This is a genomic window from Nitrospira sp., from assembly GCA_016715825.1.
Classification (GTDB): Bacteria; Nitrospirota; Nitrospiria; order Nitrospirales; family Nitrospiraceae; genus Nitrospira_D.
On the sequence record JADJXO010000001.1, the window covers coordinates 185,001 to 208,362 of the forward strand.

General features: G+C 55.5%; 25 protein-coding genes and 2 pseudogenes (1 of these 27 running past the window's edge). 18 read left to right on the top strand and 9 right to left on the bottom strand.

What is annotated here, in order from left to right:
• The 7 genes and pseudogenes from IPM58_00885 to IPM58_00915 all read right to left on the bottom strand — a co-directional run.
• A protein-coding gene (locus IPM58_00885; GenBank protein ID MBK9305663.1) for an IS3 family transposase crosses the window boundary here: on the bottom strand, nucleotides 1–86 show its 5' portion. 433 nt of this gene lie to the left of the window's left edge; the window shows 86 of its 519 coding nt (coding positions 1–86); the start codon lies at nucleotides 84–86; its stop codon lies beyond the left edge, outside the window.
• 24 nt (nucleotides 87–110) lie between these two features.
• The gene (gene ltrA, locus IPM58_00890; GenBank protein ID MBK9305664.1) at nucleotides 111–1,628 is read right to left on the bottom strand and encodes a group II intron reverse transcriptase/maturase; all 1,518 of its coding nucleotides are present in this window, start codon (nucleotides 1,626–1,628) and stop codon (nucleotides 111–113) included.
• Nucleotides 1,629–2,256: 628 nt separating this feature from the next.
• Nucleotides 2,257–3,430, bottom strand: a pseudogene (locus IPM58_00895) (IS3 family transposase).
• Nucleotides 3,431–3,552: 122 nt separating this feature from the next.
• A complete protein-coding gene (locus IPM58_00900) occupies nucleotides 3,553–3,999 on the bottom strand; it encodes an IS3 family transposase (GenBank protein MBK9305665.1) in 447 nt (148 codons plus the stop codon).
• Complete coding sequence (locus IPM58_00905) at nucleotides 3,996–4,310, bottom strand: transposase (GenBank protein ID MBK9305666.1); 315 nt, start codon at nucleotides 4,308–4,310, stop codon at nucleotides 3,996–3,998. Before IPM58_00905 ends, IPM58_00900 begins: the two co-directional genes overlap by 4 nt.
• A gap of 1,072 nt (nucleotides 4,311–5,382) precedes the next feature.
• Entirely contained in the window at nucleotides 5,383–5,682 is a 300-nt protein-coding gene (locus tag IPM58_00910; GenBank protein ID MBK9305667.1) for a hypothetical protein, read from the bottom strand.
• Between the two features lie 204 nt (nucleotides 5,683–5,886).
• Nucleotides 5,887–6,198 (bottom strand): hypothetical protein, encoded by a 312-nt coding sequence (locus tag IPM58_00915; protein ID MBK9305668.1) that lies wholly within the window; start codon nucleotides 6,196–6,198, stop codon nucleotides 5,887–5,889.
• Nucleotides 6,199–6,639: 441 nt separating this feature from the next.
• On the opposite strand from IPM58_00915, the gene IPM58_00920 reads away from it, so the two are divergent.
• Complete coding sequence (locus IPM58_00920; GenBank protein ID MBK9305669.1) at nucleotides 6,640–6,837, top strand: hypothetical protein; 198 nt, start codon at nucleotides 6,640–6,642, stop codon at nucleotides 6,835–6,837.
• Between the two features lie 208 nt (nucleotides 6,838–7,045).
• Entirely contained in the window at nucleotides 7,046–7,390 is a 345-nt protein-coding gene (locus IPM58_00925; protein ID MBK9305670.1) for a DUF3024 domain-containing protein, read from the top strand.
• Nucleotides 7,391–7,503: 113 nt separating this feature from the next.
• Here IPM58_00925 and IPM58_00930 read toward each other — a convergent pair whose 3' ends face one another.
• Together IPM58_00930 and IPM58_00935 are read right to left on the bottom strand one after the other, a co-directional pair.
• Nucleotides 7,504–8,184: a hypothetical protein gene (locus IPM58_00930; GenBank protein ID MBK9305671.1), complete on the bottom strand. Its 681-nt coding sequence runs from the start codon at nucleotides 8,182–8,184 to the stop codon at nucleotides 7,504–7,506.
• A gap of 625 nt (nucleotides 8,185–8,809) precedes the next feature.
• Nucleotides 8,810–9,046: pseudogene (locus IPM58_00935) on the bottom strand (transposase).
• Between the two features lie 1,179 nt (nucleotides 9,047–10,225).
• On the opposite strand from IPM58_00935, the gene IPM58_00940 reads away from it, so the two are divergent.
• The 16 genes from IPM58_00940 to IPM58_01015 all read left to right on the top strand — a co-directional run bounded on the left by IPM58_00940 (nucleotide 10,226) and on the right by IPM58_01015 (nucleotide 23,278).
• The gene (locus IPM58_00940) at nucleotides 10,226–11,860 is read left to right on the top strand and encodes a B12-binding domain-containing radical SAM protein (protein MBK9305672.1); all 1,635 of its coding nucleotides are present in this window, start codon (nucleotides 10,226–10,228) and stop codon (nucleotides 11,858–11,860) included.
• 487 nt (nucleotides 11,861–12,347) lie between these two features.
• Nucleotides 12,348–12,650: a hypothetical protein gene (locus tag IPM58_00945; GenBank protein MBK9305673.1), complete on the top strand. Its 303-nt coding sequence runs from the start codon at nucleotides 12,348–12,350 to the stop codon at nucleotides 12,648–12,650.
• Between the two features lie 357 nt (nucleotides 12,651–13,007).
• Nucleotides 13,008–13,628: a phosphate-starvation-inducible PsiE family protein gene (locus IPM58_00950; protein MBK9305674.1), complete on the top strand. Its 621-nt coding sequence runs from the start codon at nucleotides 13,008–13,010 to the stop codon at nucleotides 13,626–13,628.
• The gene (gene nuoI / locus IPM58_00955) at nucleotides 13,625–14,197 is read left to right on the top strand and encodes an NADH-quinone oxidoreductase subunit NuoI (GenBank protein ID MBK9305675.1); all 573 of its coding nucleotides are present in this window, start codon (nucleotides 13,625–13,627) and stop codon (nucleotides 14,195–14,197) included. The genes IPM58_00950 and nuoI overlap by 4 nt, the downstream gene beginning before the upstream one ends.
• An 808-nt stretch (nucleotides 14,198–15,005) precedes the next feature.
• The gene (locus tag IPM58_00960; protein ID MBK9305676.1) at nucleotides 15,006–15,209 is read left to right on the top strand and encodes a hypothetical protein; all 204 of its coding nucleotides are present in this window, start codon (nucleotides 15,006–15,008) and stop codon (nucleotides 15,207–15,209) included.
• 66 nt (nucleotides 15,210–15,275) lie between these two features.
• On the top strand, nucleotides 15,276–15,944 hold the full coding sequence (locus tag IPM58_00965; protein MBK9305677.1) for a Crp/Fnr family transcriptional regulator: 669 nt from the start codon (nucleotides 15,276–15,278) through the stop codon (nucleotides 15,942–15,944).
• Nucleotides 15,945–16,136: 192 nt separating this feature from the next.
• The gene (locus tag IPM58_00970; protein ID MBK9305678.1) at nucleotides 16,137–16,610 is read left to right on the top strand and encodes a permease; all 474 of its coding nucleotides are present in this window, start codon (nucleotides 16,137–16,139) and stop codon (nucleotides 16,608–16,610) included.
• 268 nt (nucleotides 16,611–16,878) lie between these two features.
• The gene (gene hflK / locus IPM58_00975) at nucleotides 16,879–18,006 is read left to right on the top strand and encodes an FtsH protease activity modulator HflK (protein ID MBK9305679.1); all 1,128 of its coding nucleotides are present in this window, start codon (nucleotides 16,879–16,881) and stop codon (nucleotides 18,004–18,006) included.
• Nucleotides 18,003–18,863 carry a protease modulator HflC gene (hflC, locus tag IPM58_00980; protein MBK9305680.1) on the top strand — a complete coding sequence of 287 codons (861 nt, stop codon included), beginning with the start codon at nucleotides 18,003–18,005 and terminating at the stop codon, nucleotides 18,861–18,863. The genes hflK and hflC overlap by 4 nt, the downstream gene beginning before the upstream one ends.
• Before the next feature lie 278 nt (nucleotides 18,864–19,141).
• Entirely contained in the window at nucleotides 19,142–19,726 is a 585-nt protein-coding gene (locus IPM58_00985; protein MBK9305681.1) for a ferritin-like domain-containing protein, read from the top strand.
• Nucleotides 19,723–19,959 carry a hypothetical protein gene (locus IPM58_00990; protein ID MBK9305682.1) on the top strand — a complete coding sequence of 79 codons (237 nt, stop codon included), beginning with the start codon at nucleotides 19,723–19,725 and terminating at the stop codon, nucleotides 19,957–19,959. Before IPM58_00985 ends, IPM58_00990 begins: the two co-directional genes overlap by 4 nt.
• A gap of 1,244 nt (nucleotides 19,960–21,203) precedes the next feature.
• Nucleotides 21,204–21,545: a YtxH domain-containing protein gene (locus IPM58_00995; GenBank protein ID MBK9305683.1), complete on the top strand. Its 342-nt coding sequence runs from the start codon at nucleotides 21,204–21,206 to the stop codon at nucleotides 21,543–21,545.
• Between the two features lie 66 nt (nucleotides 21,546–21,611).
• Nucleotides 21,612–21,788, top strand: a complete 177-nt coding sequence (locus tag IPM58_01000) for a DUF3309 domain-containing protein (protein MBK9305684.1) — start codon at nucleotides 21,612–21,614, stop codon at nucleotides 21,786–21,788.
• A gap of 183 nt (nucleotides 21,789–21,971) precedes the next feature.
• Nucleotides 21,972–22,163: a helix-hairpin-helix domain-containing protein gene (locus IPM58_01005; GenBank protein ID MBK9305685.1), complete on the top strand. Its 192-nt coding sequence runs from the start codon at nucleotides 21,972–21,974 to the stop codon at nucleotides 22,161–22,163.
• 85 nt (nucleotides 22,164–22,248) lie between these two features.
• Nucleotides 22,249–22,557, top strand: a complete 309-nt coding sequence (locus IPM58_01010) for a hypothetical protein (protein ID MBK9305686.1) — start codon at nucleotides 22,249–22,251, stop codon at nucleotides 22,555–22,557.
• A gap of 34 nt (nucleotides 22,558–22,591) precedes the next feature.
• The gene (locus tag IPM58_01015) at nucleotides 22,592–23,278 is read left to right on the top strand and encodes an ABC transporter substrate-binding protein (GenBank protein MBK9305687.1); all 687 of its coding nucleotides are present in this window, start codon (nucleotides 22,592–22,594) and stop codon (nucleotides 23,276–23,278) included.
• Nucleotides 23,279–23,362: the final 84 nt, after the last annotated feature.

Consider the following 23,362-nt stretch of genomic DNA (forward strand, 5'->3'; position numbering starts at 1 on the left):
CCACCCTTCCGCGGTCGGCAGTGGAGTGAGAGACCGGGCGTAGTCGCACTATCTCCCAGTCTCTCCTCCCCGAACCGGACTTGCACCTCTCAGCGCATCCGGCTCTCCATTCAAGCGTTGCGTAACGCAACAGCCACGTCAGCGTAGCGCGATTCGAGGAACGTGCGATGCTCGTCGCGAATCAGGTACGGGTTCCCTTCTGGGGTCCGCCACCTGAACTGACCTTTGCGGCTGGTGACCAGGCGTCGAAGCGCCTGTTCGCCATACCACCCACGACTATTCTGTCCCTTCAGTACCCATGTGGTGGCGCGCCCCGGTTCTGGTGCCCGGACGTGTTCACGCATCAGGCTCGGGAATCCTCGCCGATACTTGCGCGCGAGCCAATGTCCGAGCTTCCAGAAGACGGTTCGGTCCACTCGGTTAAAGATGGTCGCCGTATAGTCAGTGTATCGATAGAAGTTCGCCCATCCCGAGAGTGTCCGGTTCAGGCGTTCCATCAGGTCCATGCCGTTCCCGCTGTAATTGCCAGACAGTTCCTTGACCAGCTTGGCCGTGAAGCCTCGGTACTTCTCCCATGGGATCGTCGTGACCGGTCGCAGCTGACCTCGTGGGCCCCGCTTGCGGATGATGCGGTGGCCGAGGAAGACCACGCCGTCGTTCACGTGGGTGATATGGGTCTTCTCCATATTCAACGTGAGCTTGAGCGTCCCTTCCAGAAACGTCCGGCACGCTTCGCGTAGTGCCTCTGCGTGCGTTTTGGTTCCTTTTACGACCACGACGAAATCATCCGCATAGCGACAGTAGGAGACGCCTGGTTTCCACTGCCGGTTCTCTCGTACAGCAATCGGTCGCTGCTTGAGAATGCCGAAGTTCCATGCCCATCGGTCCTTACGCACCTTCTTACTCAGGTAGTTCGCTTCCATCCAAGCATCGAATTCATGCAACATGATGTTGGATAGCAGCGGAGAGATAACTCCCCCTTGTGGAACACCTTCGCTCGCGGCGCAAAAGAGACCCCGATCAACACACCCTGCTTTGATGCACGTCCACAGCAGGGCCAGGAAGCGCTGATCAGCAATACGTTTGCGGACAGCTTTCAGCAGCAGGCGGTGATGGACAGTCTCAAAGTAGCTGGCGAGGTCGCCCTCGATCACCCAACGACCCGCCGCTCTTTGTTCGTCACTTTCCTGCAGCTGCAATTTGACCGTTCGTATCGCATGGTGCACACTTCGGGCAGGCCTGAAGCCATAGGATGCCCGATGGAAATCACTCTCCCATATCGGCTCCATGGCCATCAGCATCGCTCTCTGGACCACTCGATCCCGCAGACTGGGGATCCCTAAGGGCCTCAACGTGCCGTTCGCCTTGGGGATGTACACGCGCCGTGCAGGGAGCGGCGTATAGGAGCCCGCTAACAATTCGGCACGGATCGTCGCCAGTTCCTGATGAAGGGTTTCCGTCATCATGGTCTTGTCGACCCCATCGACGCCCGGCGTTCGCGCACCACTGGATGCGAGCGTGATGCGCGCGGCTTCTGCCAGCCATGCTCGATCAGCAATCAGTCTCAGGAGTCGATCGAACTTACGTTCGGGGTTCTCCGTTGACCACGTTGCCAGCTTGCGTTGCATTTCCCTGATTATCAAAGGTCTTCACCTCATTGTGGTCAGGTAATCCGCCACACATGCCGCTCACACTGCCCCCCTTCGCCATGTGGCCGGCTTTCCCGACCTCGGACTACTACGAGGGCTCCGTCAACGTGTACCGCGTCGGGGGACACACTCCCTTGTCATCGGTTATCGGTACACGCCTTCCCCAGTTCACATGCTGGACTTCACACACGGGCGAGGTTGCCTATCGCAGTCTTTCTCCTTGCGTTCCGCAAGTCGTCGCGGACGTCATGGTCTAGCTACGCGCTCCCCATGACTCCCTGCTGGCCAGCGTACATGTCCAGCCTGCATTCGCCGTTCCCGTCCATACGTGTGACGGGCACGGATCCGCGTCCTGCCTGGAAAGCGGTGTAGGCAGGGGTGACATTTCAACCCTCAGATGCGTGTCAATAGGTGTGTGTTCCTCAACCGTCCCATGTTCAGCCTAGAGGCGCATCTTGGCGTAACCGCTTCGCCGCACGCCCCGTTTCCTGCGGACTTCGTCACCTTGCCAGTGTCCGGCAAGTCACCGCCGCTTCGGCTCACTCCTTCTCGTAGCAGAGGGAGGGCTGACCTCGGTTGTCAATAGTGGACGCCATGAATGACAGCCTCACACCGCCGGTTGTTGACGGGCCCACTGCTGGGCAAACGCCACTGGCGAGCGATTCCCGAGGCGTGAGTGCCGCCGCTGTCGGTTATAGAAGATCTCGATGTACTCCGCGATCTCGCGCCGTGCTTGCTCACGGGTCTCGTAGCGCCGGTGATGCACCAGTTCGTTCTTCAGCGTGCCCCAAAAACTTTCCATCGGAGCATTATCGTAGCAGTTGCCTCGCCGACTCATGGACGCGGTCATACCACATTGGCGGACCTGATCTTGATAGGCCTGGGCACAATACGGTGAGCCACGATCGGAGTGGTGGATCAGTCCCGGGTGTGGGCGCTTTGCCCATACCGCCGCGCCCAGCGCCTGGCTCACCAACGCCGTCGTCATCCGAGCCCCCCATCGCATGTCCGACGACCTCGCAGGTGAACAAATCCTTGATGCCCGCGAGATACAGCCAGCCTTCCGCGGTCGGCACGTACGTGATGTCGGTCACCCAGGTCTCGTTCGGTCGTGTGGCGGCAACGGTCTGCGCCAATACGTTGTCCGCGACCGGCCGCGCATGCGTCGAATCCGTGGTCGTCGTGAACCGGCGGACCTGGGTACAGCGCAGGCCCAGTTTCTTCCGCAGTCGCTTGATGCGGCCGATCCCAGCGGGGAACCCGTCGGCATGCAATTCGGCTTGAAGCCGTTCCGGGCCGTACGTCTGACGGGTGCGCACATGGGCGGCTTGGATCGCCACTTCCAGCCGCGCATTCTCCTGATCGCGTTTCGACGGCCGCCGATACTGCCAGGCATAGTAGCCGCTTCGAGACACCTCCAGCACCCGGCACAACAGACTCAGCGGATAGTGGGCACGCAGCGTCCTCATCAGCGCGTACCGGGCAGCTGCGCCTTCGCAAAGTACGCGGTGGCTTTTTTAAGATGTCGCGCTCCATCCGTGCTTCCGCAAGATCACGTTTGAGCCGGACAGCTCTGCTTCTAGCTCCGTCACGGGCCGTCGGCTCGCGCCCACTGTCGCAAGCTGGCCGTGCCGAGTTCGCCCGACCCAGTTCTTGAGCGTTTTGCCCGACATGCTCAGGCGCCTGGCTGCCTCCGGAATCGTCACCTGCTGTTCCAGGACTAGCCGCACGGCCTGCTCTCGGAACTCCTTCGTATACTGCTGCCGCGGTATCTGTTCCATCTCACACCTCCAGACCTCTGATTGTAGGTTGAAGGCGTCCACTTTTTCGAGCCTAGCTCAGGCATGCTCGTCATTGCCACACTCCTTCATCGAGCCATGCATTCCAGACATGCTCAAGCAACTCAGTCCCAGACAGGCGGGCTTCGTTGGCTGGGCGTACCGTACGTGATATCCCCCGCCCACACTCGGTTGGGCGCTTCGACGGTGAAGGCCCGCTCAAGGATATTCGCGGCTACGGGAAACCGATGCTGGGATTGGGTGGTGGCCCGCCATTTCGTCACCGTCTTGGCTCGAATCCCGTCCTGGCGCATCAGCCGGGCCACGCGATGCTCACCAATGCGGTGCCCCTGTGTGACCAGAGCCTTCCAGATACGGGGACTCCCGTAGGTTTCGCGGGATTCTCCATGGATCACCCGGATGACGGAGAGAGTCGTCCGGTCCGACACTGACCGGGCACTCTCTGGCCGTATACGCCAGGCATAATAGCCCGCTGCCGAGACGGCCAAGGCTCGACACATCAATCGGATCGGATAGCGACGGTCGTGTTCCTGAATGACTCGGTATCTCATCGCGACTCCTTCGCGAAGAACGCCGCCGCACGCTTTAAAAAATCCCGCTCCTGCTTCAAAGTTGCATTCTCTCGTCTCAACCGGGCGAGTTCCTCTTGTTCTGCTCGCATCGACTGCCGCGTGTGGCCCTGGTGTTCGGCCTGTTGCTGCTCCGCCCGCCAGCGGTAGAGCAGATGGTCGGCAATGCCCAAATCTCTGGCGACGTGCGCAACTGGTCGGGCCGAGTCTCGGACCAACCGAACTGCTTCTGTCTTAAACTCTTCCGTATACTGCCGTCTGGTCTTGGTGCTCATCCTGTCCTCCGATTTCATCCTGTTCCTCCTTATACAGGTGTCTGTGAAATCGGGGGAAGGTCAGTTCCTTCCGCGGGGATGTCGAACGGTTCGCCGTTGATTTCAGGCAGTTTGATGAAAGCGAGGACATGATTGGACCAAGTACCTATGGCTCGCTGAGAATAAACTCCAGTATTCCTGTTAATCCAGTGCCGGTACCGGCTGCATGGACCCTATTTGCAACGGGTGTCCTGCTGGCCACTTGTATCATTGGGTCGAGGAAGTTCCATGTTAATACCCCGACCAGAATCCAAATCGTGTGATTCACCTAATTATTGGTTCGGGGAGGCAAGCCTGTACAACCAATGGGCCATGTTCAAGTGGATATTGAGTGAGTATTGGCTGTGTTGCGCTGTCCCTATCTTCAGTGGGTTAGAATGGTTTTGGCTTATGTCTTTACATAACCTGAAGACGCAAGGTAGTGCGTGCATTCGTCTGGTGTGGAACCGTCAAGCAGCCTTGTGATGTCAGTCTAGAGCGCATCCACGGTACGCGGGGCAGCCTTGCGAAGGGGGAGAAAAGGGGTCGGGAGTCGTTTCTTGCTGAGGTTCTCCAAACAATAACTCCCGACCCCTTTTCTTCTCCCAGCCCTCGTAGCGGGCCAAGTCCAGATCCCAATATTCATACGAAGACCCAAGCGCGGAGTTCGACGTTGGCGGGATGTTGACTCGTCTCTGCCATTCATGAAACTTCGTCGCCACGATTCCAAATTCGGCCTAACTATGTTTAGGCTGTTGTGCTTCTTACAGGAACCATCTTCCCGTCCAGTGCCCACCATCCACCGTACAGATCGTACAGGCAGATGTCATCGTAGTGGTATAGTTTCGGAACCTCTAAATCTTGGTGGTTCATAGTTCCCTCTTGAGTTGGTTTCTACGTTTTTCAAGATGTTCTTTAACCTGGTAGTACACCAAAGTACCCATAAACCATAACCAGAAGAGCCCAACGGCAGAGATTCCAAGCCAGAACACTGTAGCTACCTTGACTTGTAACAACGCATGTCCAAAGCCCTGCACCTTGAGTTGTAGGAGGTGAAAAAATTGCTCTAGTGTCATCGTCCCTCCCTAGAGGGCTGTTCTGCTATTCTTCCTAACAGGTCTCCTGCTTCTAGGTTGATGGACGACCCGTCATCGTTACTTGAAAAAGTCATAAACGCTTTTCCGCACTGACAAACCACCTTTCCTTTGATCGTAACTTCTAGTCCATCAGTCCCAAGAAAATGAACGGTAATTTTCCCAGAATGACAAGGCTGGCCCATTCGATCATTTTCAATGTCGTCACGGATTTTGGATTCCAAGACATCGCGCTGTACCGTGGTAGTTGGTGTAGACCATACAAAGTCGATATTCATCGCTTGCGCCCTCCAAAATAACTGACTATGTTTAGGCCGATCTGCATAAGAACCAGATCATGCTGGGTGACTCGTGTGATGTCACTCCATTCTTGTTCAGTAACGTGAAGATGTCATCAAGAAGCGTATTTTCCATTGCGGTAAGGCAATCAGGAATTGAGGGAATGGGACCTCGAAGGTTGGACGAACCGAGTAAACGGTCGTCTAGTGCCCAATAAGGCCGTCCAGGCGGAGCCTCTGTCGGTACTCGGCGTTGGCTTGGAAGCGGGGCGAGTGCTGCTTGTAGTGGCATGCTTGGCAATACCATTTAACATCGAGCGGGTTCTTGTAGCCTCGATGATGATGGCCTTGAAGTCTGGGCTTTGGGAAAGACTTCCGACAGCGTTGATAACGAGTCGGCTTCTTGATGAGTCCACGGGCGACCGCCTTCTGTAGTTTCCGTTGAGCCTGATGCCGCCGTATGAGCGTCATCACTTTCCGAGGACTGGCATTGAGGGCGGGTGAACGGAAGCTCATCTGCTCACTTCCTCGGTTTGTATGCAAGCCTGATCACGTTCGGCGACGACATGAGGCTATAGAGTGGCGTGTTTTTAGGCCGTGTTAGGTTTACGATGACGTAGCCATTTCCTTTGGCCTTCGGACTCACAAGCCTCCAACCCTTCCATTTACCCTTGCCCCTCCACAGAAGCTTTTCTTGAGTCGGCCTCTTGGTAATAGCCATATTGTGCTCTCCCTATTGTTTAGAGGGTAGCACCAGGGATGGACCTGTCAAAGATGAGAATTCCGCTCTGGTAGAGAGCCGCCACACGGAAGAACCCGGCCTGTCGGCTGTTTCAGATTGAAGGACATCCGTAAAAGATGGCCGGAGCATTTCTGCTTTTATGCAATCGATTCAAATGGTTATAAGGAATTTAGAGAGGAAGAGATACGCTGGTAACTAACTAAGGAGAGTATCTTATGGATACCAAGATGGTCGTCGTGACGGGGCCGGTTGGTATTCGGTTCCTCGAACTATCGCGGGCGTTTCTTACGAGCGCGACGGCGGGGCGTAGGGTCTGGTTGCTCTCGACTCTTCAGATACGCCGCATCCCGTTGCGCTTGTTCTTCGGCCAGTTCAGCCAAAAGCTGCTGCTCCAACACCCAGCCTGCCGATAAGTTGGCGCGAATCGCTTGAAGCCGACTCGGAGACAGGTCTGATAAGTCTGTCGGGGATAAAAGGGGTCGGGAGTCGTTTCTTGCTGAGGTTCGCCAAACAATGACTCCCGACCCCTTTCTTCTCCGCCAGACTCTGATTCATGAGCTGCTGGAGAAGGCTGCTTCGCAGGCGGCGTGAGACCATTCTATTGGCTTCCCGGAAGGCACCATGCCCTTCAGTGAACTCGAACTCAAGCGAATCGAGCAGATAGTGGGTGTCTTTTGTGTTAAGCACAGCCCGGTCCATCTCAGAGACAGGCTACACATCACGTATGCAGTGAAAGGCCATGAGGTTGTCATTGTGGAGCGGAGGCCTCGGTGGGACAATGAGTCCGAATGGACAGAATCACCGGTGGCGAAGTTCAAGTTTATTCGATCGGCCAACAAATGGCGGCTGTACTGGATGCGGGCCGATATGAAATGGCACGAATATCCCGGGCTTTCATCGAGCAATCGTCTCGACGAGTTAGTCCAAGCGATCGACGACGACCCACTGGCCTGTTTTTTCGGCTGAGCGGGCCACCGCCGATGCCTGTTAGAAACAACTCCCGATCCCTTTATTCAAGAACCGTTTGCCTCTGCGTTCCGCCTCCCCGTCCTCTCCGTGCAGACCTGCAAGCGAGGGCTTCAGTTGAGCCCCTGCATGTCGTCTTCCAGATCCTCCACTTTCCAGACGCCGTTGACCTTGTCCCACTTTTTCACCTTGCTCATCATGTAGGCAAAGCAGGTCTGTGGCGGTATCTGGACCTTGGAGGTCACTGTTGAGGAGGTGGCTGTACTCACGTTCAGGGTAAAGCCGGAGGTGCCCACCGGCGCGCTGGCCGATACGTTGACACCGCTGGTGATCTTGGTACCTAGCGCACCTTCCACGCAGATCCAAACAGAACTGACGAGGCGGCCGTCGTTTCCCTCGTCTTTCAGGAAGTTGCGGGCGGTGGTCGCGTGATTGTTCAACAGGTTTTTCAGCGGGATTTCGGCCAGCGAGATCTTGATAAGGACGAGGTCGGCCGTTTTTGCCGCGTTACGACTGAAGCCGACCTGGCCACCGGCCACCGTCAGGTACTTGATGCCGACGTTCACGTCGGTGTCCGAGTATTTGCTCCATTCGATGGAATAAGGCCCCGAGACAGTCACAGCCACCTTGGCCAAGTTTTCAGCGGAGACCGTACCTGCGACGTCGAGGTAATTGGCACTGTCGAACGGCGTCTTCTTCTTGCCAAAGGAAACAAGATTGACATCTTCGCAGCCGCCTCGAAAGTAGCTCTTACCGGAATAGACAAATTTCGAAGTGGAAATCTTGACCGACATGGTAGAACCTCCTTTTAATGATGAAATGATGGAATGCTTTATCGAGTTGCCGACAGCTGCATGAGCTCAACGTATGGGCGTGAGATGCCCCTTTCTCTGCCCGCCTATCCATGGGACCTGCGCACCAGAATTATTCAAACAGTTATGAATAAGTCTGTACTCCTAATTATGTTTGGCGATGATTTCACTGCTTGCCCTGGCAACTGAACACACGTCCATACAGCAAGCTGCATGCCCGTATGTGAATCGCCTCGTGATTGAAGGTACCTCAACCATGACGCGACTTTCCGCGCACTAGGCTCCGGACGTAGATGTTCGGTGTATCGAGTTAGATTCATGTAACTGTATCTAAGTCGATACCGTCAGTACCCTCCTCACGGATCTCAAAATTCTGGATAATCCCCGGTATTGTCTTTCTTGTCTGTGTTGAATTGAGGCGGAGTCGTGCTCGGGGCAACCGCGGATGGAAAGAAGGAACTCCTGGAATGGCGAACGATGTAGAGTAGAGGCCAGGATTCAGCATCCCGTAGGCCAGGCCTATCTGTTGCCGCCTCTTTCATCTGGCGGTGCCTTAATAGCTTTGCCAAGAAACGAATGGGGCAGGCATGAGCAACTGTCTTGATTGTCAAGATGTGAGCATGGGCTTCGCCTTCCATGGTGTCTGATGCTTGAGCATCGCATTAAGCATGGTCAGGAGCTTCCGCATACGGGCGACGAGCGCCACCTTCGGCGCGTTGCCAACTTCCCGCAAGTGGCGGTAAAATGAACGGATAGCTGGATTCCACTTCGTAGCCACCAAGGCTGCCATATAGAGCGCGGCACGGACGGACGTGCGCCCACCCCAGACATACCGTCGCCCCCGGAGTGAGAGAAATAGAGGAGTCGGGAGTCTTTGCCAGAAACAGATCGTTTAGCCGACGGGACTCCAGCCACCCGCTTTCAGCAATGTTGGATGGCAAGACCTGGCCATCATTGACTGTCACGTGACGAGAAGTCGCTCGATGTAGGAGTGTAGGGTACGACCCTACTCGGATGCTACGAAAGAATCGACGGAGGACAGGATCGTACAACGGAGGTGATGACAATCGGTGCGTTCGTGACTTCGGTCCACGACAGCATTGTGATTTCATGTCCGACCCCGAACGATTGGAGCAACAGGAAGATACCAAAGATGAGAGCGATGATGCCGGGCCAGATCATCGAAAGAGAGCCAAGAGCGAAAACGAACACTATTGCGGCCACCGTGTCCTGGGTAAGTTGGCTTTTAGCTATAAACATACCCGCTCCTTTCCTGGCCCGCTCTCAGAAGAAACACGTGAGCGGTGTTGGTTGTCTTAATTGTAAGAATATCTCGTAAGGAGACCTAAATAGCAACCGAGATAAAGACCTAGTCGTAGTTAGGCCTATTGCGAGGATGGTGATCGACACAGTTCGAGATCAGCATCGAAGCTGGACGGTGCTCCTCACAAACTCTCGATGTGATTCCTCTGTGAAAGCTAGAACATAGTCTGGCAGTCTGGAAGACTCTATCCCCTCACGAATGGAGTGAGGAGCAAGACGACCATCCTGCGGATCGGACGCCTCCCCAGTAGCGGCTGCTGATCACCCACTCTGTCCGAGCGAGTCGGTCGATGTATCGGCAGCAGCTTCACACCGATTGCGGTCAGTGCGATCTGTTTTCTCACACATCCCAATTACCTGAGCGGTGCTCTCGCAGGAACAGGCTGACCCCAATGTTCTGAGGATAGGGGTCATGCCCCGCTGGCCGCGCATCAACAGTCCCATTGAAAACTGACTACATCACTACAACGAGCAATTCCGTCTGTGACGAGCTCTGGTAGGTCAAAGCCCGGAGAGCCACTGATTTCGTCACCGCGGATATCACCGGTGATCAGGCATCCCGCACTGTCCTTGACTGCAGAATTTACGGATGGTACGGTATGGCCATCGAGTTAGACGTTTCTGATACTTTCCTAGTTTCATTCACTCACTCCGTCAGCATTCCCTCCGTGTGTGATCAAGATCGGATCAAGGAGTCTGTCTGCGAGTTTTTCTCATCCACGTTCGCGATCCACAATTCTACGCCCTGCCTGCGAAAACACGTGCCGCAAACGGCCATATTCGCGTGATGGGGTTTCCCCCCATCGGCATCATGTCGCTGTCGTCCGTCATCAAGCAGGCGGGCCATGAATGCGTGATGTTCGATCAGGCGAACCCCGACACCCCGAACCAGGTCATCATTGACCAGATCAATCGAGAACAACCGGCGCTCGTCGGCCTCAGTTTTCTCAGTACCACCAGCTATCCCTACGCCAAAATGCTCGCGCGTGAAATCCGTGCGACCAATCAAAAGGTCAAGCTCGCGTTCGGCGGCGTGTTCGCCACCCTGAACGCCTCGTTAGTAAAATTGCAGTGCCCTGAAGTGGACTTTGTCTGTCGTGGAGACGGCGAGCAATTGCTGCTCGATCTGCTCGCAAACCTCGACAACCCCCAAGATGTCGCCAGCCTGACGTGGATGAAAAACGGCCAGGTCGTCCAAAACCCCAACCGCGCCATGGAGCGGCAGCTGGATCAATGGCCCTTCCCGGATCGTGAGAGCCTGCAACTCGACTATGTCGAGTCCATGCCGCTGGATGTCCCGGTCGTGCTCTCGATGAGACGATTCACGACGATGCAAACATCTCGGGGCTGCCCCTGGCCCTGTATTTTCTGCGACATCCCGATCTTTAACGAGGGGAAGTGGCGTGCCCGCAGCCCACAACATGTGGTCGCGGAACTCAAATATCTCGAAGGACTCGGCTATGAGTCCGTCGGCTTCGTCGACGATCACTTTCTGCTCCAGCCCAAACGCATCGAGGCGATCTGCAACGGGATCATGGAAGAAAAGCTCTCTATTCGATGGGGCATCGAGGGACGTGTGGATTCAGTGGCCCAACATCTGTTTCCGGCCATGGCGAAAGCCAATTGCGGCGCGATGATGTTTGGGATCGAGAGCGGCAGCCAGAAGATCCTCGATCGCTTGAAGAAGGAACAGACGCTGGATCAAGTCACGACCGCCGTCAAGAATGCGAAAAAGGCCGGCGTGGAGATCGTGCATGGATTTTTCACGGTGGGCAATCCTGACGAAACGATTGAAGATATGGAGGCGACGTTTGACTTCGCGTCAAAGCTTCCGCTCGATACGTTCGGGTTCAACCGGCTCTGCGTCTATCGAGGCACCCCCCTGTGGCAGGAATACGTAAAGCGCGGGTTGGTGAACGAAACCACGGATTGGTACAAATATTTTAAATGTTCGGAAATCGATCCGACCTGTCTCTCAGGCGAAACGATCAACCGCGTGCGACAGGACGGGATTAAAAAGCTCTTCGGCTATAAGCTCATCCATTATCCTCGCCAGACCTTTCAACTCCTCCGCCGCTTCTTTCGATATATGCCGATCGGAGATGTGCTCTATCTCCTCCTTAAGCCGTTCATGGGCCAGAAGAAAGGCGCCACCAAAGCCGAGGTGGTGTCCCGCTTGGTCGAGCACGCCGACATGAAAGATGCCGCAGCGCAGCTGACCCAGGTGGCGGATGACATGCTCCACAATGTGTTTGAAGCCTCTCGTCTCGAGCGATTGCGGATTCAGCAGGCCGCGGAAGGATCACGCGAACTGCCGATGATCCAACCCAGATAAGGCCTACGCGAGCGTTCCCTACGGCATCATTTTTGTTGGTTACGAACGACACACACTACTGGTACCAAGTTGAGGGCGATCAGACCGCCTCCTTCCCTCAGCAAGTTGGGGAAATAAATATTGCCCCAACGTATCATGGTCTTATACGGCATTCCCCGCTTCGCCGCATTGACAGCAAAGGTAGCGGCCTGTAGGGTGAACACATGACGTTTACAGCGACGTCGACTGTCCTATTGCTCGCGCATTCCCTCTCCCTCCGGCGCGTCTGATTCTTCAGTCTCCAGAGCTTCTTCGAATAGCGAGTTTCATCGAATCAAGAGGTGCAATATGCGATTGCTGAATTCCACGGACTTCGTGTGTGCCGTGACCATTCATCTATGTCCATTCAGCAGGGATGCAATATGACGGATCACGTGCGATCCATCGCGTGGGTCTGCCCTGGAGTCTCCGAGCAGAGACTCCTAACAAGTACGAGGAGGTCGCCACCATGAGAATCTCAACTATCACCAAATCTGGAGCGGTCATCTTAGCCGTGGTGCTGTTTGCCGCTTTGTCGATACGGTCGACTCAACTGGCTCAGGCGGCAGATCAGTTCGTGGAAAGAACCATGGGATTCGCTCCGCTGACGGAGCTTGATGTTATGGCATCAGGTGCAGCGGAGGATACGCTGAAGGCCTGTATGGCCAGAATTCCTGTATCCGCCAGTGTCGGGCAACGCATGTTGGCCGAACAAAGCTGTGCAGGTGAAGAGAAGACTCGGAACGCCGTCCAGTCGGCCCTGAAATTTTGAATAGGTACCGTGAGAGGCATTTACACTGACCGGCAGTTGACTCCCAGGGGCGCTGTCGTTGAAGGGAGAGGGGGTGATGGGAGTGCCGAGGCGAACGAGTAAATTCCGAGTGTCGGTGAAAGAGAGGTGATTGACATGTATCAGATTTATAGCTTGGTGGGCATTGTCGTCTTGCTGTGGGGGATCACGATTTGGGCTTCGATCCCAGAGGAGCAGGAAGACAGACGGTATTAATGGTTCAATTTAGATTCGTAGATACAGTCGAGGATGAGTAGGTGACACAGAGAGGCGTTCGTCCATGGGAGGACGGGCGCCCCGGTTTTGCAGGCGCCGGATGCCGTAGTACACGGAGAAGAAATGATGGAGAGAGCAGTCTCAACAGTTAGGCATAGCTCGACCAACCGATGGTCGTTCTTCGAAGGGGTCCTGGGGGACCGGACGATCGGCATGATGGAAGCCCTTGACGGGTTTGGCTACTTCACGACCGGACTGAGTTTCTTAGCGATCAGCATGGTGCTGTTTGTCCGTGCCTGGTATGTCTTCGCGATCGCGGTGGGAGCGAACGCGGTTTCTGCCGTCCTCGGGCTGGTGCATGATCTCTTATTAGTCATCATTCTATTAGAGTTGTTCAGGACCACCATTAATTTTCTTAAGACCAAACAGATAACCCTGGAACCATTCTTGTATATCTGTGTGATTGCCTCGACCCGGCGTATTCTGACAACCGGAGCCCAAGTTTCGTATATGGAGGAACTGACCGATGTCGTGTTCAACCGCTATCTCATGGATCTTGGGGCGAATGTGCTCGTCGTGGTGATCTTAATTATCGGGGTGTATCTCTCGCATCGCGCTTCTCCGCAGGCCATGAATCAAGGAACTGAAACGGATTCTTACACTGATCTCAAAGGCGAGAGAGCGTGGTCCTGTGCCAGAGAGATCGACGGACAGCTCACCAGATCCAAGAAAGAATGCGCATGAGTCTGAGAGAGCGACGTGCAAAGTGCTATCGCGGATTTACGGCTTGGATCAAGCTGATCACCTTCTATGAGATCGCCGTGGGAATGAAGTCCACCATGAGCCATCTCATTCACTACAAGCCGATCACTCTTCAGTATCCACATGAGAAGCGGATCTTGCCGGATAATTACCGTGGCATGTTGGCCTTGCTGCGTTATGACGATGGAACGGAGAAGTGCGTCGGGTGCGATCTCTGTGAAGCGGCTTGCCCCTCTCGCGTCATTGCCGTGGTGAGCGCCGAAGTGCCGGCGGAGCCGACGAAGCGATATGCGCGAGAGTATTCGATGGATATGACGCGGTGTTTGTTTTGCGGACTGTGCGTCCAAGCCTGTCCGGTCGATGCCCTTGCGATGACGAAGGAATATGAATGGGCGGTCTATGATAAGCGGGACTTGTTCCTCAATAAGCAACAGTTACTGGCGATTGGGGATCGTACGTTTCAGCAACGCGAAAAACGCCTAGAGTTCCAGCATCCGAATCTGGCGGTCTTCAATATCGCGTCATCGAATCATCCGTCCAAGGCTTGCTAGTCTGCAGGGGAACAGGCTCGGTCATGATCAGGTCGTGGGCGTTCAGGGTAGAGGCATGGTGGTATTCATCCCATCGAGGTTCCGCCGATTCCATGTATGCGTGTCTGATTTGGAACGCGACCTTAAGAAGAGTGTTGTAGAGAAGCTCGGAGGAGGAGTCATGCGCTGTCTTCGTTGCCAAGGCCTCTTGATTGCCATCCAAATGAGAGACCTGGGGCAGCCCTCGGTGACCGGATGGCGGTGCCTGCTCTGTGGAGCGATGACGGACCCTGGAATTGAGGCCAATCGCGTGAGTCACAGTTCACCACCTCGGAATGGTCCACGTCTCCCCGGGTCACCTGTATCAAAGGGTAAGAAAGGGCGAGCACCGTGATGTGCTCTGCCGTCGGGGGGAATAGTCGGAAGGGATGACGCGAGCGCGTGAGACCTGGCCGGGTCTCTCGGGCTTCCAGTTAGGGGGGTATTGGCGATCCTCACCCGAGGGGTGCGTAGGCGGTTTCAGCACGTTAAGGTGGCAGCGTGTCCTAGGGAGGTAGGCATGAGGAGCTGGTGTGATTTCCTGCAGCAGATGGCAACGGAACTGTTCTTGCTGACGTATGTAATTGCGTGAGGGGGCTGTTCTCACGGCGACTCACTTATAGCCTGGGCCATGAATGTGGCTCGAATCGCCATGGGTGCGACGCAGAGTGCCTGGACCTTGCTTGTGAGTGGGATCATACTGCTGTTGATTCATTTGATGACGAGGCGCACAGTCCGGTCGGCCTGACTGATCAGATTCACCATTGGTATTCGCTCGCATGGAGGGGTTATGACACCGGAAGAACAGATCTTGAAGATGAAGAAGGCAATCGCACAGGCTATTGCAGTGATGGGAGACCGGTTTGGCTCGACAGAGCAGGATGTCGACAGAGCAATCCAGGAGTTGAAGGCGTCGATGCAAGGAGCGTCGGGGCCGCGCGTTCCGGTCAACCCTGTGCTGCAGCCGGGCACCCAGTCACCCCAGGGCGTGTAGGCTACCCGTATACGCGACTAGGAAATGGGTGGCTGAGTCGCTCTAAGAAGGAACAGAGGACGACCCATGGCACGCATACCGACGGGATTCAATCTGGAAGCATTCCTGGCGAAGGTCGGGAAGGGCAAAACGATGCTCACGTCTTCCAAGCAACAGATTCTCTTTGCCCAAGGGGATGCCACGGATGCGGTGTTCTATATCCAGGCAGGCAAGGTGAAGGTGGCCGTGGTCTCCAAACAGGGCAAGGAAGCCGTCGTGGCGATTCTAGAACGCGGTGCGTTTGTCGGAGAATCCTGTCTCGTCGGCCAAACGGTTCGGACGGCGACCGCGACGATGATCGAAGACTCCCATATTCTCCGTATCGACAAATCTGTGATGCTCCGCCTGCTGCAGGAAGAGCCGAAGTTTGCCGAGTCGTTCATGTCTTACTTACTCGTGCACTCGATCCGAGTCCAAGAAGATCTGGTGGATCAACTCTTCAATTCCAGCGAGAAACGGCTGGCGCGAGCGCTGTTGTTGTTGGCCCACTTTGGGAAAGAAGGTAAGCCGGAGACGGTGATTGCGAAGATCAGCCAGGAAACGTTGGCCGAGATGATCGGTACGACGCGATCACGCGTCAGCTTCTTCATGAATAAGTTCCGCAAGCTGGGGTTTATCGATTACAAAGGTGGATCGCGAGGAAATGGCAAACTCCACGTGCATAGTTCGCTCCTCACGGTCGTGCTCCACGACTAGGCCCCATCTGATGCCGCGTTCTTCATGCCAGCGAAGCTGAGCCTGGACAGGCTGGCCGCATTATCCACGGGCATCGTTCTCGACTGAGCAATTGTGAACAGACGGCAGCCGGCCGCTCTAGTATGGTCGTCCATAGTGCCGACCAGGTGGCCTCTGACATCAACAACTATGACACAAAAAGGAGAGGCGGCTATGGGCGAGCACAATGCGGTTGTTGCCATTAGTAATACACAGGCCGAGGCCGAGACCGCCATGAAAGAGCTCACGCACGCGGGCTTCCCTATCAAGAAGCTCTCAATCGTCGGGCAGGGTTACCGTCCAGCCAAACATGTGGAAGGGTATTCCAGCTCCGTCGATTGCATGAAGTATGGCAGCACCACTATCTCGGGAATTGGCCCGGTCTTGATTGCGGGACCTCTCCTTGGGTGGGTCCTCGGTGCGATTGAGGTACCCGTGGTGGCCGACGGCATTACGGCGATAGGAACGGCGCTCAAAAGCATGGGGATCCCTAAAGACAGTGTCTTGAGCTACGAAACAGCGCTCAGGTTTAACAAGTTTATTCTGTTGGTCCACGGTACCGCGGAAGAGGTTGCGCATGCGCAAAACATCGTGCAGACGAAACGGGCTCGCGCGATCGTTGATCGAGAAGCGCGCGTGGTCACCTAGCAGACCAGGAAGATGGAACCATGAGCTAAAGCTGTAACGGTCAGCCTCAGTGGGAGGAGCCACAACGGCTGCACCACAGAATAGGCGGCTCTGGAAAGCAAGGGAAGAAGAGGTCCAAGAGTACCTGGGCGAGATGCTCATGGCAAATTTCCTCGCCGCACAGATCAAGGCCACGACAGAGCACTCTGCCAGTGTCCACATGAGTCACTGATTCGAAATTTCGAAAGCGGTTCACAGCTGTCTTGTCGTACTTGGAGGTTAACTACGTATGGTCTGGGACCCCAATGATCCATGGAGCAAGAAGTCGGACCCGCTTGAAGCGGCGCTCAAGCAGGCTCAAACTCAACTGAAAGATCTCTTTCCACCCGGTGGAGTGAAGAGCCTTCTCCCTTCGGGCCGCGCGCGGAGTCTTGTTATGGCCGGTTTGCTGATTCTGTTGGTGTGGCAGAGCGTGTTCATCGTGGCTCCTGATGAGGAGGGGGTCGTGAAACGGTTCGGCGTACCGGTTCGGGCCGCAGAACCCGGTCCGCATTTCAAGATTCCCTTCGTCGAAACCGTCCTCCAGCCGAAGGTCGAGAAACTCTACCGTGTGGAAGTCGGCTTCCGCACCACCCAACAGGGACGCCAGCAGATGATCCCCCAGGAAGCGTTGATGCTGACCGGCGATATGAATATCCTCGGGATCGAGTTCATCGTCCAATATAAGATCAAAGAAGCCCGCGACTTTTTGTTCAACGTCGAGGATATCCATGAAACCATCGGGAAGGCGGCCGAAGCTTCGATGCGGGAAGTGGTCGGCAAGAGCAAGATCGACGAAGCCTTGACCACCGGCAAAGCCGTGATCCAAGCCGACACGATGACGTTACTCCAAGCGATTCTTGATCAGTACCAATCCGGCGTGCAAGTCGCGGCTGTACAACTTCAAGATGTCGATCCTCCGGAAGCGGTAGCGGCCGCCTTCAAAGACGTCACGAATGCCAAGGAAGACCGGGAAAAGCTGATCAACCAAGCCCAGGGGTACCGCAATGACATCATTCCCAGGGCAAAAGGTGAAGCGGCTGAACGGGTCAACCAAGCGAGGGGGTTTGCGCAGGCCCGCCTTGATCGTGCCCAGGGCGAGGCGAACCGCTTCCTCGCGACCTTGAAAGAGTACAGTCAGGCAAAGGATGTGATCAGCAAGCGAATCTATATCGAAACGCTGGAAGAGATTCTTCCCAACGTGGAGAAGGTGATTATCGACGGCAAGGGTGGCGAACGGGTGATACCATATCTTCCGCTAGATCGGCTCTCCCGGCCTGCTGCGAAACCCCTGGCCACGCTTGTTCCACAACCGGAGGTCGAGGAGTTCCGACCGGAGCTCTCCCCTTCGCTCAAACCGAGGAGCCTCCAACCATGACGAAGCAGGGACTCGTGATCGCATTCCTCGCCGTCATCGTCGCCTTATTCGTACTGGGCGCCTCACCGCTCTTCGTGGTCGATGTCATTCAGACTGCCATCGTCGTCCAACTTGGCAAGCCTGTCCGCAATATCACCGAACCAGGGCTGTACGTGAAGATTCCGTTCGTGCAGGAGGTCACGTACTTCGAGAAACGGTTGCTGGATTATGATTCGAACGCGCAGGACGTCATCACCCAGGACAAAAAGACCCTGCTGCTGGATAACTTCGCCAAATGGCGGATCACCGACCCGTTGAAAGTCTATCAGGCGTTCCAAAGCCAGCGCGGCGCGCTCCAACGGTTGAACGATATTATCTATTCCGAGCTGCGGGTCGAATTGGGCCGCCATGAGTTACTCGAGATCGTCTCGAGCACGCGGGCCGACATCATGCGGGTCGTCACCGAACGGTCCAAGGAAAAGGCTTCGACCTATGGCATTGAGATCCAGGATGTTCGAATCAAGCGGGCGGACCTACCGGAGCAGAACGAGAAAGCCGTGTTCGCACGGATGCAGGCGGAACGAGAGCGGCAAGCCAAACAGTATCGGGCCGAAGGTGCGGAAGAAGCGCAAAAAATTCGATCGGAAGCCGAAAAGGACCGAGAGATTATCCTCGCCCAAGCCTACAAAGAATCGGAAGAGCTGCGTGGCGGCGGCGATGCCAAGGCGTTTCGGATCTATGCCGATGCCTATAAGCAGGATCCAAAGTTCTTCGAGTTTACCCGGTCGATGGAAGCCTATAAAAATGTCTTCAAAGCCGGGTCGATGCTGGTGATGAGCCCGGACTCGGAATTCTTTCGCTACTTAAAGCAACGCTAGCCGGTCCTCACGACAGTTGCATCAGCTCCAATGCAATGCGCATGTTTGCTCCTCACCGTCGTGCTCCACGACGAGGGGTTCCGTCCTGTTTTGCCACTTTGATTCAGGACATCCAGGTCCGGCTATGTCCAGCCTCACCATAATTTCGTAATCCTTGCCAATTGAGCAATTGTGAACAGACGACCACCGACCACTGCACTATGCTGTGCCATAGTGCGGACAGGGTAGAGAGGCCGGGGGCCTACCGATAACACGCTAATGTGCGATGGGTGAACGTCATGCAACCATTGCTGGGTGTCAGACATCACGAGAGTACAAACGGCGCGAGGACCAGAGGTGGTCAGGCCAAGGCGGAGCGCATGATCAAGCTGCTGAATGACGCGCTGGCTGGAGAGATGATCAACATCCTCTGCTATCGGTCTCGGTACGTCATGACCGCCGGGATCTGTTCTCGCCACAGGCAGGCGCAGTTTCTCGAGTATGTAGCTGAGAAGCGGGCCGATGTCGATCAATTGGCGGAACGTATTGTCCAGCTTGGAGGCAGGCCGGATGTGTCCCCTGAGCGGCTGATAAGCCGGACTTATGCTGAGTATGTGGAAGTGGACTCAGTAGGGAGGACGCTCGCGGTCGATCTGTTCGCCGAACGGATTGCGATCGAGCGCTACCGCGAAATGATCGTCTCTCTTGGCGCCGAGGATCTGACGACTCAGCAGATCCTGGAAATGATGCTGGCCGCAAAAGACGCGCGTGCAGAGAGCCTGGTCAGTCTTGTCAGGGATTGCACTTCCGAGAGAGAGATGTACGGTACCGCGTCGCCTAGTGCGGTATGTGCACAACGCTGGGTGCAGAAGGAGGACCTATGATTTGCCGACGCTGTCGAGGGTTCCTGGTCTGCGAAACGTTTGACGAGCTGCGCCGTGAGACAGACTCGCTCCAAACACGGTGCATCAATTGTGGGTGCGTTGAGGATGCGGTCGTGCGTGCCAATCGAGTCCGCCCATTGAGAGAAACGCGGGCGACCTCGCGTGGGGGAGACAGGAAGGGGGCCGGTGAGCGCATGAAGCTTCACGTGGAAAAGTACGCAGCGGTCCGATAAGTCGGCGTGGTGGCCACGAAAGCTCAGTTCATGGTTCACCATAAGGAAAAGTTGTGGCGTGTTCGTCTGCACGGCCATGGTTCTGATCATAAGGAGGCATCCACATGAGGGGTGAAACCAGGAGGCAGCGCGGCCACCTGTCACAGATGCGGCGTGGACAGGTATCCGCCTCTGAGTCGAACTCGAAGCATGATACCGGAGATGATCAACCTGAGCGTCTGATGTTCTCTCGTGGGCGGAAAATGTCGCACGTGAATTGCCGAGCCATGGATCTGACAAGTCATCTTGATGAGGCTGAGATCGGGACGATCTGCGAGATCCATTCGGCGCCGGTGCGTGAACTCCGAAAGGCAATCCAAACAACGCTGGACTATCGGAGAGCTGCCAATATCTGGGAGCCCTTCGAATTGAAGCGTGTCCTGTTTGAGGGAAGCCGCAGGATCCTGGTGCGGGGACTCGGGCTCGCAGATCGGAGCTCCCATGACGACTCGCGTATCCTGATCGTATTAGAAGAACTTGGTCTTCACCAGGAGCGTACGGCACCCGAGAGGCAGGTGAAGGGTCGGTCTCGGGGGAGGAGGGGCACGGCGATTCAGAGATCTCCCGAACGGGGGGGCCGGTCCAGGGGTGTTCGGTGCGTGTTGGTCATGGTGGAACGTCCTGACGATCTCTCCGGTAGGAATTCAACATCACAGGCATTGAAGAGGACGTAACGATGGAACTCTGCAAAAGCAAGATACCAAGCTTATCCCAGATATCGGCGAGGGTGGTGAATGGTGAGCACTGCCGGCCGTCTATTTCCCAAAAACGGGCCGGTCTGACGAGTCGCCTGCGGAGAATCGATTGTGTGTTGGCCGATATCCAGGCGGAGATTGATCAACTTCGACGAGAGAGGACTCATCTGAGACTGGTACGGAGTGAATTAGCTGGTTAAGCCGTCCTCAATCAGCGTCTCAGCCAGAACCTACTGGCCCCTTTCTGGTCCTTCCACCACTGACGTCTCTGTAGCGTCGGCTTCCCGCCTTATTTCCACACCTGAGCTGTTTTGACCAGACTGTCACCTGTCTTCTCGCTATGGTGAACGATAGGTGCTCAGTCGTCCCTCATCCCGTGAGAGCAAACATCTAGTGCTGAGCCACCTAGTGCCTGCTTCGACGGCGGTCATGTGGTTGAGACAACAAAGGGCAACATTCTCGGCCAGGGTAGCCAGGCGAACGACATAGACCGGGAGGGAGGAATGATCAATGGACAAAGAAGAATGCGTAATGACGGATAACCGAGGGTGTTCATCCGGGGCAGTGGGGCTGGTTTTTGTGGCCGGAGGGTTGCTGGGAGCCGCAGTGGCGTTGTTGCTGGCCCCACAGTCTGGCCGTCAGTCGCGGGAGCAATTGCAAGGGTATGCGCGACGAGCAGAAGAAGGGGTGCAGGAGTGGGCCGACAAGACCACCGAAGGGGTGGAGCAGGTGTTGAGTAAGGGGCGAGAGTTCATCAAAGACAAGCAGACGATCGTCACCGAGGCGGTCGAGGTCGGACGTGCCGCTATGCACAGGGAGCGTGAGCGGTTGTCTGGCGAGAAGAAGGGGTGACAGTGAAGCGCAGTAATACAGAATGATCGGCTATCGGCAATTGTGTAAAACTAAAGGAGAGACAAGATGAATAGGATGTTGATCGTGGGAATGGGGTTGTTGCTTCTTTTTGTACTTCCGCTCTGGCCGTACAGCGTCAGCTGGGGATATCTCCCCAGCGGCGCGCTTGGCTTTCTCCTGTTGGTTCTGACTATTCAGACCCTCTTTGGCCGGTTGGGACAGTCGCCAGCTGGAAAACCCTAATGAGGGGGCGGGCTCGTAGGCAAGTGCGCCTCCACCGGCGGATGTAGGGTTGCACTGGTGTCCAATTCCGCGAGGGCGTTACCCCGTCTTGAACAGTGGTGCTTGAGCAAGTTCTCCGAGATGTGAGTCGCCATGCTCTCGGTCTCGGGATCGTGTCTCTGGTTTAGTTTAAGGAGGTCGCATATGGCTATGATCGACATTAACGTCGGGAGATTCAACCAGCTCAAGACTCTGAACGGAGTCGGAGGCACCTATGCCAAGAGGATCATAGAGGGCCGGCCCTATCAGCGAACGGATGAGCTGGTGACGAAAAACATTCTTCCGCAAAGGAACTACGACAGGCTCAAGGAGCACATTATGACGAGGCCGAAATAGGGCAATCAAGAACACATGAGGATACGACGAACCTGTCAGTGGTCAGAGCACAGGTAGCCAGCATGGAACCGCAAAGGAGGGGAATATGCAGAGCAAATCTTGGACATCCATCATGATCGTGACGGCATTCCTTATGGGGTTTGGCCTGGGAGGCCTCTCACTGCACTATGCTGCTGCCCAAGGAATCTTTGGGCTTTCAACGTCGGTCAGCCGGCTCGGCAGTGCGTTGGTGGACATGCAGAAGAATGTCGACGATCTTCAAAAAAATATGGGGACGGTGAAACAGGTCAAAGAGCAACTGAGCAGTCTGTCCCCACAAGGTGAGGGTACTCCAGGAGGAGACCTACTGAAAAAAGGTGGCGATTCGTTGAAGGACATGAAGCCACAATTCTGAGTCGCATGACGCGAACACTTGAGGGAAGTCTCCTATGAGCCAGAGATCCAACGGTCACGCTCATCCGAGTTCGATCAGTTCCAAAATTCGTCTTGGTATGACCTGGGCCGTGATGGGAGCCATGGTTGCGCTGATGATGCTGACAGGGACGACCATGGCTTCAGCCGAGCAAACCGCTACCGAATCGGTAAAAAACACCATCGATGAGGTGATTCACATTCTCACCAGTGAAGAGTTGAATCAGCCGGACCGCTCGATGGAACGACGTCAGAAGATTGAACAAGTCATCAGGCAGCGGGTGAACTACGCAGATATGGCCAAACGGGCTCTCGGCCGGCACTGGATAGAACTGTCAGATACGGAGCGGCAGGAATTTGTTGCACTCTTCATTCAGTTGCTCCGAGACACGTTTGCCTGTCGAATTGACAACTACGTCGACGAGCAGGTGCTTTACCTGTCTGAACGGCAGGAAGGGAACTTTGCCGAGGTGAGGGCGAAGCTCTCAGGTCCTAAGGCGGAGACCCTTCTCGATTTTCAGCTGGCCGACGAGTTCGGCCGTTGGTATGTGCATGATGTGGTTATTGATGGCGTAGGCATTGTGAGCAATTACCATGCGCAGTTCATCAGCATACTCCGCGACCATTCCTACGCAGGTTTGACGACCAAGATGAAAGAGAAGACTCTCGTGGTAAAGGCGTTTGAAACGACCATGGCTCCGTAGCCTGTCGGCAGAGACATCGCAGGCCGATCTGATCGGCCGGGGACTAGTGCATGGATCAAGTTCCTAAGCTCGGTCGTCTTCTCC